This window comes from Bernardetia sp. Wsw4-3y2 (assembly GCF_037126295.1).
Taxonomy (GTDB): domain Bacteria; phylum Bacteroidota; class Bacteroidia; order Cytophagales; family Bernardetiaceae; genus Bernardetia.
Genome location: NZ_CP147017.1, coordinates 4,216,656 through 4,231,386 on the forward strand (window position 1 = coordinate 4,216,656; position 14,731 = coordinate 4,231,386).

Sequence of the window (14,731 nt, forward strand, 5' to 3'; positions counted from 1 at the left end):
ATTTACAACAAAAAACCCTGCTTAGATAATCTAAACAGGGTTTTGAGTGTATTAAATACAATATTTGTGAACCCGATAAGATAACACAATCGCTCATTACGTTTTTTTGCGTAAAAACAAAACTTTGTACGACAGAAATGAAATAAATTTTAACAATTTTGCTAAAGGTTAGATTTGTTTTTGCCATAGTTTTCAATAAAAAAAGACAATATGAGATAAAAACTAATTCAATTCTTTTTAGATGATGAACTTCTGTAAGTATTGCTGATATTAAGAAGTTTAAAAGCAAATTTGGTTTTATAAGATAGAAAAAGGAATGAAAAATAGATTAATTGCTTAAAAAATTTATAAATTTGAAGCAATTAACTTTTTAAAATATTTAAATTCTGCATTTACTAAATGAAGTTTTTCTAACCATGTCTAGTCAAAAACGACTTTATAAAGCTGCTTTATTGTCATCTCCTGTTATGGGAATTTATGGAGTTACGCCTATGTATATCTTTATGCTTGCTCCTTTAGATTCTTTTTTATTTGGCTGCTTGTTTCTTACTTGTATTTTTTTTTGTTTTTGGATAGCTAATATACTTATTCTTAGATTTCAAGAAATAGGCTGGAAGAGAAATATGATAAGTTATGGTGTTATTTTTACGATGATGATAGGCTTTAATTTTTTATTTCAATATAAAATAAAGTATTTACTTGCTGTTGAAATTCCTCCTAAAAGTGATTTTATATATCCTTTTTTGAATAGTTTTGCTATGAATACCATTATTTTAATTATTAGCCATGCGATTGTACTTCAAGAACGAAAACGAAGTTCAGATAACAAAGTCATTCAACTAGAAGATAAAAATAAAGAAGCACAACAAGAACTTTTGATGCAACAGTTTCAACCTCATTTTTTGTTTAATGCTCTAAGTACACTCAAATCACTCATTCGTAAAGATGCTGATGAAGCCGAAGAATATATCCTAAAACTTTCAGATTTTCTGCGTTTTTCTATTCAAGCACACAAAGAAAGTACGGTAACTTTAAAACAAGAACTCAAATTTGCAACTGAATACTTAGAAATGCAACAAATTCGTTTTGTAGATTCTATTACTTGTAAAATTGACGTTTCAGAAGAATTTTTATCTCACAAAATTCCTGTTTTTGCCATTCAATCGCTTGTCGAAAATGCGTTTAAACACAATACTTTCTCCAAAGAAAATCCATTACAAATTTCTATTTTGAGTAAAAGAGATGAATTTGAAAATAATATAATTACTGTTTGGAATACTAAATCTTTAAAAAGACAAACCGAAAAATCAGGAACAGGACTTACTTCTCTTAATCAGCGTTTCGAACTTCTAACAGGCAAATCAATAGAAATAACAGATAATGAAGAAAGTTTTTGTGTAAACCTTGTTTTAATAGCTTAAAAATCAGAATAGAATGAGAATACTAATCATTGAAGACGAAACACCTATAGCAGAAGATTTGGAAGCAACTCTAAAATCTATCAATTCTCAAATAGAAATTGTAGAGTTTATTTCGTCTGTCGTAAAAGGAATTGCTTATTTATCAAAACAAGAAAATCAACAAAAAATAGATTTAATTTTTTCGGATATTCAGCTCAACGACGGAGTTAGTTTTGAGATTTTTAAACAAGTTTCTGTTCCTATTCCTATTATTTTTTGTACTGCTTATGATGAATATGCCCTAAAAGCATTTGAAGCAAACGGAATAGATTATATTCTAAAACCCTTTGGAAAAAAAATAATAGAAAAAGCTCTTCAAAAATACCAAATACTAAAAAGAACATTTTCGAAAGATATAAATAAAGAAGCTATTAAAGAAAATCCTAATTTTACTCAACTCTTAGAGTTATTAGAACAAAAAAAGACTAAAAGAACTGAATCTCTTTTAGTCAGAGCAGGTGATAAAATTATTCCTCTTTCTATTTCAACTGTTGCTTTTTTCTTTGTAGAAGATAGATATACGTTTGCGTTTACGTTAGACCAAAAAAAACACATTGTTAGTCAAAATTTAGAGCAGTTAGAAGAAATATGTATTTCTAATCAATTTTCATTTTATAGAGCTAACAGACAATTTTTAGTAAATAGAAAAGCTATTAAAGATGTTTCTCAATATTTCAATAGAAAATTACTTATCAATTTTGCCTTCTCTTTTCCCGAACGAGTTACGATAAATAAAACTAAAGTAACCGATTTTCTCCATTGGCTTGAGAATCATTAAGTTGTCATTTTGTCCGTTTCAGTCTTCATTTTGACTTTTCCACTACATTGGTCATTATAAAATAGCTTCTTGTTCCGTAATCTTGTATAAATAAATCAACCTAAATCTATTTATACCATGCCAAGGATTATGCTAAAGAACTTAAATATTTTCTCTCTCTTCTTTTTGTTGGGCTTGTTAACTATTGCCTTGTCCTCTTATGAAGAAGCTACTCCTAATTTTTATACAGAAGACCAAATTACAGGAAAATGGTTTGCCAAAGAAATAGATAATTCGATTATAGAAGTTTCTAAAAACTCAAATCAAAAATGGCAAGGCAAGATTATCAAATCAGATAATAAGGAAACGATTGGCAAAACAATTTTTCTAGCTGAATATCAATCCAAAGACAAAAACTATACAGGTACACTCTACAAACCTGATGGAGATATAGAAGTTGCTGCTACCCTAACTCTTCTTAGTTCTCAAAAACTCAAAGTTGTGGGAAAGAAATTCTTTATGAGTAAGACTTTTTATTTCACAAAAACAAATTAAAATCTAATTCAGAATTATCCATCTGCATACTATTTTTCTATGAAAACTTATTTTATATCTTTTTGTGTTTTTGGCAGTTTGCTTTTTAATCAAATCAAAGCTCAAGATACAACTTACTACACACTAGACGAAGCTGTTAAAGTAGCTTTACAAAACAATAAATCGGTAGAAGCTGCCGAGTTAGATACAGAGTTAAATCGTTTTAGAAAAGGCGAAGCCAACTCTGCTCTTTATCCACAAATCAATGGAAGTGCAGGAATCACACACTTTATTGATTTGCCACAATCTTTTTTACCTGCTCAATTATTAAATCCTCAAGCTCCTGATGGAGAAGTTGTGGGCGCAGCTTTAGGTCTTCCTAATACAAGTAAAGTAGGAATTAGTGCAAACTGGCTCTTGTATAATCAAGCCGTTTTTGCAGCAAACAAAATTTTGAGAGTTCAATCTGAATTATCAGAGGTACAAATCCAACAAACAAAAGATGAAGTGGCTTATTCAGTTACACAACTTTATTATGGAATTTCATTTGCTATTCAACAGAAAAGTATTCTGTCAAAAAATGTAGAAAGTTTAGACAAATTACTCAAAATTGTAGAAAGTAATTATCAGAATGGGTTAATAACAAAAGTAGAAGTTGGAAAGGTAAGTGTAAGCAAATCAAACTTAGAAAGTGAACTTGAAAATATAGAAGTAGCTATCCAAACACAACAAAACTTTCTTCGCTTATTAATGGGGCTTCCAACAGATGCGAAAATAAAATTAACTGATACTTTTGGAAATCAAGATTTTCAAAAAAATCTAGTACAAAATATAGATTTATTCCAAAAAGTAGAAAATACAACAGATTACAAACTCCTTCAAAAACAAATTCAGCTTACTCAGGCTGAAAAACAAACTTTTGTAGCTAGTTATATTCCTTCTTTAGCCATTGTGTATGATTATTCCTACAACTGGGCAAATAGAGAATTTAGTAACCTCTATAACTCAGACTTAAAATACCCACAACAATATGTAGGGGTACAACTTAATGTTCCCATTTTTGATGGACGAAAAAATGAGTACAAACTTCGTCAAAACAAGGTCAAAACGCTACAATTAGAAAAACGAGCTGATTATCTCAATCAAAAAATAGCGACAGATATTACAAATGCAAATCTAAAATACAATCAAAACATAACAGCTATTTCAGTAAGAGAACAAAATCGTCAAGTAGCAAAGCAAGTTTATGAGCAAAGTCTTTTGCAATATCAAGAAGGTATTATTTCGCTCAATGATGTCATTACAAGTGAAAATGAATGGCGACAAGCACAAACTCAATACTTGACGGCTCTTTCTAATACTCTTTTAGCTTTATTAGATTATAAAAAAGCTACAGGAAACCTTTTATCAATGGAAAATTAGTGAATGGGTAATAGATGATTAAACCCAAGTTCGCATTCACATTTAATTATTAATTATTCATTTGTATTTCAATTTATATCCTTATTGTCAATTAAAAAATTATCAATTATACATTTGTATTTATTATTATGAAAAAAACTATTTTTATTATCATCGGAGTTGTTTTAGTTGTTGCAGTTGCGTTTAGACTCTATTCAAACAAATCCAAAATCAATGAAGCAGAATCTTACAAAGAAGAAATAGGAAATATTCCTGTCAATGTTGTAGTAGCTAATTTGGAAAAGCAACAAAACGAACTAAAATTTACAGGAACATTCAATCCTATTCATGAGGTTCAGTTTGGAGCAGAATTGCAAGGCAAAATTACAAAGATTTTTGCAGAAGAGGGAACATTTTTAAAAGCTGGAAATCCAATCGCAAAGATTGATGACAGTATGCTTATTCTTCAACTAAAAGCTCAAAAAAATCAGCTTGAAGTAGCCAAAGTAAGTCTAACTAATCAAGAAGCAGCAGCACAAAAAAGCCAAACAGATATTCAACGTTTTGAAAATCTCAAAAAAGATAATGCTGTTTCAGATATTACTTATCAAAACCAAAAATTAGGCAATACACAAGCACAAGGAGGATTAGAAATAAGCAAAACAAATGTAGAAAGTGCCAAAATTTCTATCCAAACAACACAACAACAAATAGACAAAACACTTATTAAAGCTCCTATTACAGGTTATTTTTCTACCAAAAATTTTGAAGTCGGTAGTATTGTTTCTCCTAATATGCCTCTTGGAGTAATTACAGATATTAGTGAACTAGAATTGGTAGTTATGATTCCAGAAAAACAAGTGATTTTGTTTAAAGAAGGACAAAAAGTAGAACTAAAAGCTGATGTTTTTTCGGCTACTAAATTTGAGGGAAAAGTTACTCATATTTCGGTTAGAGGCGACCAAAGTCATAATTTTAAAATGAAAATTTCACTCAAAAATGATAATAAAGACAAACAAATCAAGGCAGGAATGTATGGAAGTGTTTTTATAGAATCTACTCAAAATGTAGAAGGGATTTTTATTCCAAGCGAAGTAATAAGAGGAAATGCAGGGCAAACCCAAGTTTATGTCGCTGAAAACGGAAAAGCCGTCTTGAAAAATGTAAAAACGGGTGTTTCTATCGAAGACAAAGTAGAAATAATAGAAGGCTTAAAGGCTGGAGACAAAATAATTACATCAGGAATAAATAGCTTAAATGACGGAATTACGATACAAATAACAAAGTGATAGTGGAAATATAATTATTCATTTATTTTCTTATTCATTTGTATTTCGCCTTTCCATTACCCATTAAAAAATTATCTATTGTAGAACTCTCAATTATAAAAATTATGTCATTAACCGAACTTTCCATAAAGCGACCTTCGTTTGTCATTGTGATTTTTGCACTTATAGCTGTCTTTGGTATTATTAGTTATAGCGCACTAAGTTATGAATTATTACCAAAATTCAACATTCCGACACTTACAGTTGCTACTATTTACCCTGGTGCTTCTCCTTCTGAAATCGAAAGTCAAGTAACAAAAAAGATAGAAGATAATATCTCTACACTTGAAAATATAAAGCGTATTCGTTCTTCTTCTTACGAAAATTTGAGTATTGTTATTATCGAACTTAATTCAGGAACAGATGTAGATGAAGCCCTTTCAGAAGCACAACGAAAACTCAACGGAGTTGCACCACTTTTACCAGATAATGCCAAAACACCTACCGTTTCGAAGGTTTCTAGTGATGCTTTTCCTATTTTGAAATATAGTTTGTCTTCTTCTATAAATTCTAATACAGAATTTTATCAGTTTGTAAAAGACAAAATTTTGCCTGAACTATCCTCTGTAAAAGGTGTAGCTAATATTGATTTGATTGGTGGAGAAGAACGAGCTATTCGTGTCTATGTAGATGAAGAAAAACTAGAAGCTCAAAATCTTTCTTTGTTGATGGTTACACAAGCGATTGCTCAGAATAATTTGGATTTTCCAACAGGAAAAGTAGAAAATCAAGCAACTAGTTTAAAGATAAAACTAGCAGGAAAATACCAATCTGTTGAAGAAATAGAAGAACTTGTCATTGCTCGTTTTCAAAGTGGCACACAAGTAAAATTAAAAGATATTGCTACCATTATTGATAGTAAAAAGGATGTAGAAACCATAAATAGAATAAATGGAGAAACAGCTATCGGAATGAATATTGTAAAACAAGGGGATGCAAATGCCGTTGATGTAGCTGCCATTATTCAAGAAAAAACAAAAAAATTAGAAGAAAAATATGCAAGTCAGAATTTGCAAATGAATGTAGCCGTAAACACGACTGATTTTACGATTGCTGCTGCCGATGCTGTAAAGTTTGATTTAATGTTGGCTATTTTCTTGGTCGCACTTGTTATTTTGATTTTTCTACACAGTTTTAGAGACTCTCTAATTGTAATGCTTGCCATTCCTTGTTCTTTTTTAGGAACATTTATAGCAATTTATCTTTTTGGTTATACACTCAATTTGATTACGCTTCTTGCCCTTACGCTTGTTGTGGGTATTTTGGTAGATGATAGCATTGTAGTTTTGGAAAATATTCATAGGCATTTGGCTATGGGAAAAGACAAAAAAACGGCTTCTATAGATGGACGTAACGAAATTGGTTTTACTGCTATTGCCATTACTTTTGTTGATGTGGTTGTATTTCTTCCTCTAGCTCTTACCAAAGCAGGTATAGTGTCTGTTATTTTCTCTCAATTTTCTTGGGTAATTGTAGTTTCTACACTTTTAAGTTTGTTTGTTTGCTTTACAGTTACTCCTCTTTTGGCTTCTCGTTTTTCTAAATTGGTTGATTTAGAAAAAGAAGATTATTGGACAAAAGTTAATAAATGGATAGAAACACAAATCGAATATTTGATTGAATGGTATGTAGGTATTTTGAAATGGACTTTATCACACAAAATAGTTACACTAAGTCTTATTTTTTTGCTTTTTGTAGGTTCTATTTCTTTGGTAGTTACTGGTTTTATTGGTTCTACTTTTATAGAACAAGGCGATAGGGGCGAAGTATTATTTTACTTAGAAACTGAAAAATCAAGTACAATAGAATATACCGACAAAATCACAAAACAAGTAGAAAAAGAATTTATGGCAATGCCAGAAGTACAAACTGTAATTGCTAGTGTCGGAATTAGTGGAGGAGGAAGAGAAGCAGGTGGACTTAATCCCTACAAATCTGAATTAACTGTAAAACTAAAAGAAGATACCAAACTAGGAGATGCCGAATTTGCAGAAAAAGCCAAAAAGCAAATTGGTAAAATGACAGGTGTAAAGATAGAAGATGCTTTGATAGGAATTATGGGTTCGGCAGATGATTCTCCTGTTCAACTTATCATCAGTGGAAACGAGTTCGAAACCGTTTTGGAAGCTGGACAAGACCTCAAACAAATCATTAGAAATATTGCAGGAACAAAAAATGTAAATGTAAGCATTGAAGGAGGAGTACCTGAAGTTCGTGTCAAAATAGATAAAGAAAAAATGGCTTCTTTAGGTTTGAATGTTACTACAATTGGAGCAACAATGGCAAATGCTTATAGTGGGAACGATGATAGTCAGTTTAGTGAAGCTGGAACAGAATACGATATTATTGTTCAATTAAATGATTTTGATAGAAAAAATCCTGATGATGTAAAATCACTTTCTTTTGTGAATAATAAAGGAAAACTGATTCGTTTAGACCAGTTTGCGACTATTTCAGCAGGAACAGCTCCTTCCCAATTAGAAAGGACAGACAGAGAGAGTTCTGTAAAAGTAAAAGCAAGTTTGATTGGAAGACAGATTGGAGCAGTATCTAAAGAAATAAATGAAGCCATTGCAAAAGCAGATTTTGAAGCCAAAGGAGTGGATATTATTTGGATAGGACAACAAGCTGATCAAGCTGAATCTTTTGGTGCAATTGGTGGTGCATTTGGGCTTAGTATTGTTTTGATTTATTTACTTATGGTTTTGCTTTATGACAATTACATTTATCCTATTGTTGTTTTGTTAGCTATTCCGATGGCACTTATTGGAGCTTTTTTAGCCTTAGCTCTTGCGAAGAGTTCACTTAGTATTTTTACAATGATGGGACTTGTTGTAATGACTGGATTAGTCTGTAAAAACTCTATTTTGATTGTCGATTTTGCTAATAAAGCAAAAGAAGAAGGAATGAATAGCCTAAACGCAATTATAGAAGGGGGAAGAGAGCGTTTGCGTCCGATTATGATGACAACGATTGCAATGGTTTTGGGAATGTTTCCTGTTGCTGTTGCTAGTGGTGCAGGAGCATCTTGGAAAAATGGTTTAGGTTGGACACTTATGGGAGGACTTACTAGCTCTATGTGCTTAACGATTTTTATTGTTCCAATTATGTATTTAGTAGTAGATTACTCAAAAGAATATCTAGCTAATAGAAAAAGTAAAAAATCAGAGAAAAAAATACAATTAGCAAATGGATAATAACTAACTATAAAACACCTTTTATATTTCAATATTATGAATACACATCTAAAAAAACAAATAAAAAAAATATCTATCAACTGGACAAGCGAACTCACCTTTGAGCGAATCAAAATGATTTTGATGAGTATGGATGTAGAAGAAGAATACATTTCAGAAAATCGTAATTTTTACGAAGATTTTTATTTTGATTCACTTTCTTATATGAACTTAATTGTTTTGATAGAGCATTACTTTGGAATTGTGATAGAAGATAATTTAGCTGAAAAAATTCATACCGTAGCAGAATTGCAAACGGTTGTTTATTCAAAAATCCATCCTTAAAAATAAAATTTATATAGCCATGAAAAATAACACAAAAATTACATTTTCTTTTTTTATCAAAATAATACTGTTTGCGTTAAGTCTTTGTCTAATCACTGGGATTACTTGGATAGATGCACATGATTCTTCACTAAATGAGAAATTTGGAGAATCTTCTTGGACTGAATATGCACAAGAACTAATTCTCATCTTAACAGTCATTTTTGGAAGCATCGCAGCCTATAAACTACCTAGATTTCAAATTTTACTCTCTAGTTTGGCTTACTTATGTTTAATTTATTTTATCAGAGAATGGAATAATTATCTAGGTAATTGGTGGAAAATAGGCGTTTTGATGGTTTCTCTGTTTTACCTTCCCTATTTATTTATTCATAAAAAAGAATTTTGGAAACAGCTAGTTAGTATTTGGGAAACATTTCCGATGGGAATTTTTATTACAGGAAATCTCATTCTTCATGTTTTTTCAAGAATTTATGGCAAAACAGAAATTTGGACAGCTACTTTAGGAGAAAATTATCATCGCTCCGTTAAGAATGCCTCTGAAGAGTCTATTGAGTTACTAGCTTATACAATTTTGTTTGTAGGAGTGCTTTTTTTGATAGAAAAAATATATCAAAAACATTCTCTTGATATAAGCCAAGTACACATTTGATTTAACAACATACCTGTAATTGTATAACTATTCATTTAAAAATAATTTATAAAATAATGACTAAAGATTCTGTTTTTAACAACCCTCAACAAGTAATTTCAGATTTTGAATTTAATAAATCTGTTGTAACTGTTTTTGATGATATGGTGGTGCGTTCTGTACCAAATTATGTAGAAATACAGAGGATGATAGCTGAACTAACTAAAGATTATGCAACTCCTAATTCTACTATTTATGATTTAGGCTGTTCTACAGGGGCAACTCTTATTAGTTTAGAAACTGCTAAATTAGATACAAGTATTAGTTTTGTTGGTATTGATAATTCAGAAGAAATGCTCAAAAAATGTCAAAGCAATATAGATAAATTAAATTCCAAAAGAACAATAACACTAGAATTCCAAAATTTAGATGCTGATTTAAATTGTAGAGTTTAAAATTGCCGTATTTTGCTGAATATCAACTCTGTACGGCAATTATATTTTGCAAAAGTCCTATATTTGTTTTTACCACAAAATAAATAATTAGATTTTGTAAAATACACTACAATGATAAAAAAAAATAGCCACAAAAATAGTTTCTTTGACAAAAAAATATTTTGAACAGGAATTTTCAGCTACTTCTACTCTTTTTCAGAACTCTTTTTCAGAATTAGATATTTCTAATGTAGATGAATCTGATACATTACTTTTTGAAAAAATGCAAACTGTATTTTTTCTAGGTCAATTACTAGGTTTGCCTACCTTGAAAAGTATTTTAGTCAAATTTGGTATCACAAGTAGTCAAGTATCCATCAATTACAAAAAGTTGTATAAAAAACTGACAATCAACAAAATACGTGTACTTTATGAATATGTATTTAAAACTCAAGTGGTTCATTTATTGAAAGAAATGGCTTCAAAAGATAGTAGTATTTGGTCAAAAAAAAGAGTTACGGCAGTTTTAGATGACAGTATTTTTCGTCAATGGCTCTCTGAGTTAGGTAGAGAAAATGATTATTTTGGAAGTTTCTTTAGTGGACAGTATCGTGCTACTACTCTAGGCTTTAAAGTGGTTTGTTTTGGATTATATATTGAAGATGTTTTTTATCCTTTATTTTTTGATTTTGTTAGAAAAAAAGAAAAAGCTGATAAAAAAGAACCTATTCAAATAGCTAAAAAATTAGTGAATCGTTGGGGAAAGTTACAAGAAAAATTAGCTAAAGAAAATAGTGTATTACCTTCTATTCATTTTAGTTGTGATAGTGGCTATAGTGATGTTTCATTGAGTGAAGAATGTACCAACCAATCAACAAGTTTGATTTATATTAGTGTACCTAAAAAAAATCATATTATTATAGTAAATAATAAAAAAACAAACTCAAAAGAATATATAGATCGTGTTTTTTTAGAACAAGAAAAAAAACATCAAGAAGCGCAAAGACATCTCAAGGAAGAAGAAAAAACACCTTTTACTTTACGTCTAAAAGCGTTCTATCAATGCCAAAAAAGAGAAGTTGTTTTATTATTTTTTAGGTTAAATGGCTCAAAAAAAGTAAGTGTTATATATACCCCAAATTTGACCGTTTTTGCAAAAACATTACGAAGACATTGGTTCAATAGAACCTATATAGAACAGTTTTTCAAAACACTCAAACACGTATTAAAAATTAGTGAACCTAGAACAAAAAATAAAGAAGAATTTGAAAATAAACTTTTAAAATTTGCATTTTTGGCGATTGAAGTTCAAAAAATAGTCCGATTTATTAGAAGAAAATGTAAACAATTTAAACAAAAAGGATTTATTTCTTTACAAAGGATACTCTGCTCTAACAAAGAAATACTAGACCTTTTGCAAAATCAAATCAATATAAAAACTTGATAATCAAAATAGTAAACTAAAATCAAACTCTACAATTTAAAACTAGAAAACCCTTCTGTAGTAATTCTTTGTTTGACCTTACAGTTTTTAAGACCAGTAATAAGAGAAAAAGTAATACGAAAAATCTACGAACAACTTCCCAAAAATGGCATAACAATTCTTGTTGAAAAAATCCTAACCGAAAACTCATCCTTCAATCGCCTTTTCATAGACCATTATTATGACTTCAAAAAAAGAAATGGCTATAATGAAATTGAAATTTCGAAAAAAAGAGAAGCCTTAGAGAATGTACTTATTCCCTACAAACTCTCAGAAAATACAGCACTTTTATTAGAAACTGGATTTAGATATACAGAAGTTTTCTTTAAATGGTATAATTTCACAGGACTTATCGCAGTTAAATAACTCAATTATGGTACAAATAGGTAACTTTTTTTTTAAGACACGTAATTTTTTATTTCCTGTCTTTTATGTGCTTTTATTTCTTCCTTTTCCAAGAATTACGCAAGATTATATTTTAATTTTTTGTATTGGATTAGGTATAACGTTTATTGGTCAGCTTATCCGAATGCTCACTATTGGAATGGTTTATATTATTAGAGGAGGAAAAAACAGACGTATTTACGCAGAAGGGTTAGTAACAGAAGGACTTTTTTCTCACTCTAGAAATCCTATGTATGTTGGAAATGTAAGCATGATAATCGGAATGAGTATTTTATCTAATTCTGTTTTTGCTATTCCTGTGATGATTCCTCTTTTTATTTTTATTTATCAAGCCATTATACGAGCCGAAGAAAATTTTTTGAGAGATAAATTTGGAACTGCCTTTGATGAATATTGTACAGCAGTAAATCGTTGGTTTCCAAAATTAAAAGGGATTGTAGATACATTCAAAAAGAATGATTTTGATACAAAAAAAGTCTTTTTCAAAGAATACAACACCACTTTTATTTGGATGCTGGGAGCAACTTTATTATTTGCTTACAACAAATATTTTTATAGTTTTAATACACTCACCTTCTCTGATTCTATTCCTTTTATTATCGTAATAGCAACTCTGACCATATTATATTTTACAATACGCTATTTCAAGAAAAGAAAAAATAATATCAAGAAAAAATAACAACATAAAATCAAATTTACAACAAAAAACCCTGCTTAGATAATCTAAACAGGGTTTTGAGTGTATTATAAAATACTAAGATTGTGAGACAAGATAACACAATCCCTAATTATAATAGCTTAAAGGTGCTTTTTTAATATCTTCCATTAGTTAGATTTTAGATTTTTCTCTGTTCTTTTCTCCTCTTTTTTTTCGTCTGACTCTAAAAATGTATAATAAATAGTATTAAAACGCTCATTCAAATCTGAAATAGTTTGGTCGATAGATTCTATTTCAATTCCACGTTCTGTAATGGGAACATTAACTGCCGTTTCTTTACCTTTTTCAAAATAATAAACACCAATATTTTCTTTATTCAGAATTTGATTTTGAGTATATCCATACTTTTCCATTATCCTGTCTTTATCTTTGAAAGAATCAGAAAGTAATAATAAAGTACTCAATTCTTTAATAATATAATCACTATGTGTAGTCGCCACTACTTTAAAACCTTCATTGACCAAACGAGCCAAAAAGCGAGCTACCAAAATCTGATTATCTGGGTATAAATTTAGTTCGGGTTCTTCAATAATGATACAATCATTTTTCTTTGCTGAATGACGTAAATAAAAAACAAGAGAAGCAAGAGATTTTACAAGAGAAGAAGTCTGATAGATTTCTAAAACTACATTTTCTCCATTTTCAGTATAAAAATTAGGTTGATATTGCAACGTTTCATTCTGTCCAACACTTATTTTTCCTTCTAAAATGGTTTTTTCTAACTCAATTGCTAGAAATTCAAATTCACTTTTTTCCTTTTGCAGATTTATTAAATCTTGTGCTGTAAATAATCCATCTACTATTGGTTTTGGATAACGGTTTATTATAGTGCTGTCTATAAATTCTAATAATTTTGTTTTGGTTTCGCCATTGGTTTTTAGTATTTTATAAAAAAAATTATTATTGTTTAGTGCTAATTCTTCGCTAAAAATATCTATGGCTTCCCGTTCAGAAGTAAAAATAAAACTTCTGAAAGAAAAATTTAAACAAGTACGTAGTATAGAGAAATAAATTTGCATTGTAACAAATTCCAACGATAAATCTTCGTCTAACGATAAGTCTTCTAAAAGCTCAAATATCACTTTGCAACTGTTTTTTTCTTTTTTTGCTTTTATTCTTCTTGTTTCTCCATCCCAATAAATCATTTCATCGACTGGTGAACTTCTTAAATTATTTTTAATAAATTCTTCTGTATAATTAAGTTCAAAGCTTAGTTTTTCGAGTATTTCTTTACTAAAAAAAATATTTAAAGAATTCTCTGAGCTTATTTCCTTCATTATATTTTTAGCTATTTCATTTTTTAAATTGAAAACTAATTTTTTTGTAAATTTTGAAATATCAATTTCTATTTTTTTATTTTCTATAAGTTGTTTTGCAAAAAAAATAATTTCTTTGCCTTCTGCACTTTTGACTAAAGGCAAAGAGATATTATTTCTTTCATGTGAAGTACCCAACAAATTTTGTATACTCATAGAAAGTTTAAGACCTAAGCTTAGGTGTAAAATATCATAAATTAGATAAGCTACATACGTTTTGCCAGTATTATTATGTCCACACAGTAAAATAAGGTCTTTGTTAAGGTCTATTTCTGCTTCTTTGAGTGCGCCTAGATTTTTTATTGTTAGTATCATTGCTTTTATTCTTTAAAGGTTATCACGATTATTTTTGTATAACAGTCTTCCAGACTGTTGGATAGGATAAAATACTGCTTTTTATGTTCAGACAAGATGTCTGAACTACCTTAATACAAACCGTGATAAGGTTTTTTATTGATTCAGTTTTATTTTCTATCGTAAATTTAGTGGTATTCTTTAATTATCTAGGTAAATAATGTATTGACTAACTTCACACAGGCAGTCTTTGTTAAGATTACAGGCAGTCTTTGTTAAGATTTTAGAGTCTTGTATTTTTTGTCAAAGTAAACAAAAGGCAAGTTTAGGAGCAATTTTATATTTTTGGGTGTTTATTTATGGTTATACATCTAAGATTTATAATTGATGGTATACTCAATGTAAATTTTAGTTTGGATAGATTTACATTTCTCTCTTTCAATTTTAAG

13 protein-coding genes are annotated in these 14,731 nt (G+C 29.5%); 12 read left to right on the forward strand and 1 reads right to left on the reverse strand.

The annotated features are described in order from the left end of the window. Nucleotides 1-416 precede the first annotated feature (416 nt). The 12 genes from V9L05_RS17400 (at nt 417) to V9L05_RS17455 (ending at nt 12,633) form a co-directional block, all read left to right on the forward strand. Nucleotides 417-1,421, forward strand: a complete 1,005-nt coding sequence (locus V9L05_RS17400) for a histidine kinase (protein ID WP_338813116.1) — start codon at nt 417-419, stop codon at nt 1,419-1,421. A gap of 13 nt (nt 1,422-1,434) precedes the next feature. Beyond that, nucleotides 1,435-2,238: a LytTR family DNA-binding domain-containing protein gene (locus V9L05_RS17405; protein WP_338813117.1), complete on the forward strand. Its 804-nt coding sequence runs from the start codon at nt 1,435-1,437 to the stop codon at nt 2,236-2,238. Between the two features lie 117 nt (nt 2,239-2,355). Further along, nucleotides 2,356-2,772: a hypothetical protein gene (locus tag V9L05_RS17410; RefSeq protein ID WP_338813118.1), complete on the forward strand. Its 417-nt coding sequence runs from the start codon at nt 2,356-2,358 to the stop codon at nt 2,770-2,772. Between the two features lie 39 nt (nt 2,773-2,811). Further along, nucleotides 2,812-4,173 carry a TolC family protein gene (locus V9L05_RS17415; protein WP_338813119.1) on the forward strand — a complete coding sequence of 454 codons (1,362 nt, stop codon included), beginning with the start codon at nt 2,812-2,814 and terminating at the stop codon, nt 4,171-4,173. A gap of 128 nt (nt 4,174-4,301) precedes the next feature. Then, on the forward strand, nt 4,302-5,441 hold the full coding sequence (locus V9L05_RS17420; protein ID WP_338813120.1) for an efflux RND transporter periplasmic adaptor subunit: 1,140 nt from the start codon (nt 4,302-4,304) through the stop codon (nt 5,439-5,441). Nucleotides 5,442-5,545: 104 nt separating this feature from the next. Beyond that, nucleotides 5,546-8,677, forward strand: coding sequence for an efflux RND transporter permease subunit (locus V9L05_RS17425; protein WP_338813121.1), 3,132 nt, complete (start codon nt 5,546-5,548; stop codon nt 8,675-8,677). A 36-nt stretch (nt 8,678-8,713) separates the two neighbouring features. Continuing rightward, on the forward strand, nt 8,714-9,001 hold the full coding sequence (locus tag V9L05_RS17430; RefSeq protein WP_338813122.1) for an acyl carrier protein: 288 nt from the start codon (nt 8,714-8,716) through the stop codon (nt 8,999-9,001). 19 nt (nt 9,002-9,020) lie between these two features. Next, nucleotides 9,021-9,653, forward strand: coding sequence for a hypothetical protein (locus V9L05_RS17435; RefSeq protein ID WP_338813123.1), 633 nt, complete (start codon nt 9,021-9,023; stop codon nt 9,651-9,653). 56 nt (nt 9,654-9,709) lie between these two features. Further along, nucleotides 9,710-10,087: a methyltransferase domain-containing protein gene (locus V9L05_RS17440; protein WP_338813124.1), complete on the forward strand. Its 378-nt coding sequence runs from the start codon at nt 9,710-9,712 to the stop codon at nt 10,085-10,087. Between the two features lie 145 nt (nt 10,088-10,232). After that, nucleotides 10,233-11,510 (forward strand): hypothetical protein, encoded by a 1,278-nt coding sequence (locus V9L05_RS17445; protein ID WP_338812774.1) that lies wholly within the window; start codon nt 10,233-10,235, stop codon nt 11,508-11,510. A gap of 72 nt (nt 11,511-11,582) precedes the next feature. Next, complete coding sequence (locus V9L05_RS17450) at nt 11,583-11,915, forward strand: hypothetical protein (protein ID WP_338813125.1); 333 nt, start codon at nt 11,583-11,585, stop codon at nt 11,913-11,915. A 7-nt stretch (nt 11,916-11,922) separates the two neighbouring features. After that, nucleotides 11,923-12,633 carry an isoprenylcysteine carboxylmethyltransferase family protein gene (locus tag V9L05_RS17455; protein ID WP_338813126.1) on the forward strand — a complete coding sequence of 237 codons (711 nt, stop codon included), beginning with the start codon at nt 11,923-11,925 and terminating at the stop codon, nt 12,631-12,633. Between the two features lie 146 nt (nt 12,634-12,779). Here the strand turns inward: V9L05_RS17455 and V9L05_RS17460 are convergent, their stop codons facing one another. Then, nucleotides 12,780-14,303, reverse strand: coding sequence for an AAA family ATPase (locus tag V9L05_RS17460; RefSeq protein WP_338813127.1), 1,524 nt, complete (start codon nt 14,301-14,303; stop codon nt 12,780-12,782). Nucleotides 14,304-14,731 lie beyond the last annotated feature (428 nt).

Excerpts from the sequence above, each read along its gene's own strand:
- V9L05_RS17440 (WP_338813124.1), top strand. The coding sequence starts at position 9,710 with ATGACTAAAGATTCTGTTTTTAACAACCCTCAACAAGTAATTTCAGAT.
- V9L05_RS17430 (WP_338813122.1), top strand. The coding sequence starts at position 8,714 with ATGAATACACATCTAAAAAAACAAATAAAAAAAATATCTATCAACTGG.
- V9L05_RS17425 (WP_338813121.1), top strand. The coding sequence starts at position 5,546 with ATGTCATTAACCGAACTTTCCATAAAGCGACCTTCGTTTGTCATTGTG.
- V9L05_RS17435 (WP_338813123.1), top strand. The coding sequence starts at position 9,021 with ATGAAAAATAACACAAAAATTACATTTTCTTTTTTTATCAAAATAATA.
- V9L05_RS17410 (WP_338813118.1), top strand. The coding sequence starts at position 2,356 with ATGCCAAGGATTATGCTAAAGAACTTAAATATTTTCTCTCTCTTCTTT.
- V9L05_RS17405 (WP_338813117.1), top strand. The coding sequence starts at position 1,435 with ATGAGAATACTAATCATTGAAGACGAAACACCTATAGCAGAAGATTTG.
- V9L05_RS17420 (WP_338813120.1), top strand. The coding sequence starts at position 4,302 with ATGAAAAAAACTATTTTTATTATCATCGGAGTTGTTTTAGTTGTTGCA.
- V9L05_RS17400 (WP_338813116.1), top strand. The coding sequence starts at position 417 with ATGTCTAGTCAAAAACGACTTTATAAAGCTGCTTTATTGTCATCTCCT.
- V9L05_RS17455 (WP_338813126.1), top strand. The coding sequence starts at position 11,923 with ATGGTACAAATAGGTAACTTTTTTTTTAAGACACGTAATTTTTTATTT.
- V9L05_RS17460 (WP_338813127.1), bottom strand. The coding sequence starts at position 14,303 with ATGATACTAACAATAAAAAATCTAGGCGCACTCAAAGAAGCAGAAATA.
- V9L05_RS17415 (WP_338813119.1), top strand. The coding sequence starts at position 2,812 with ATGAAAACTTATTTTATATCTTTTTGTGTTTTTGGCAGTTTGCTTTTT.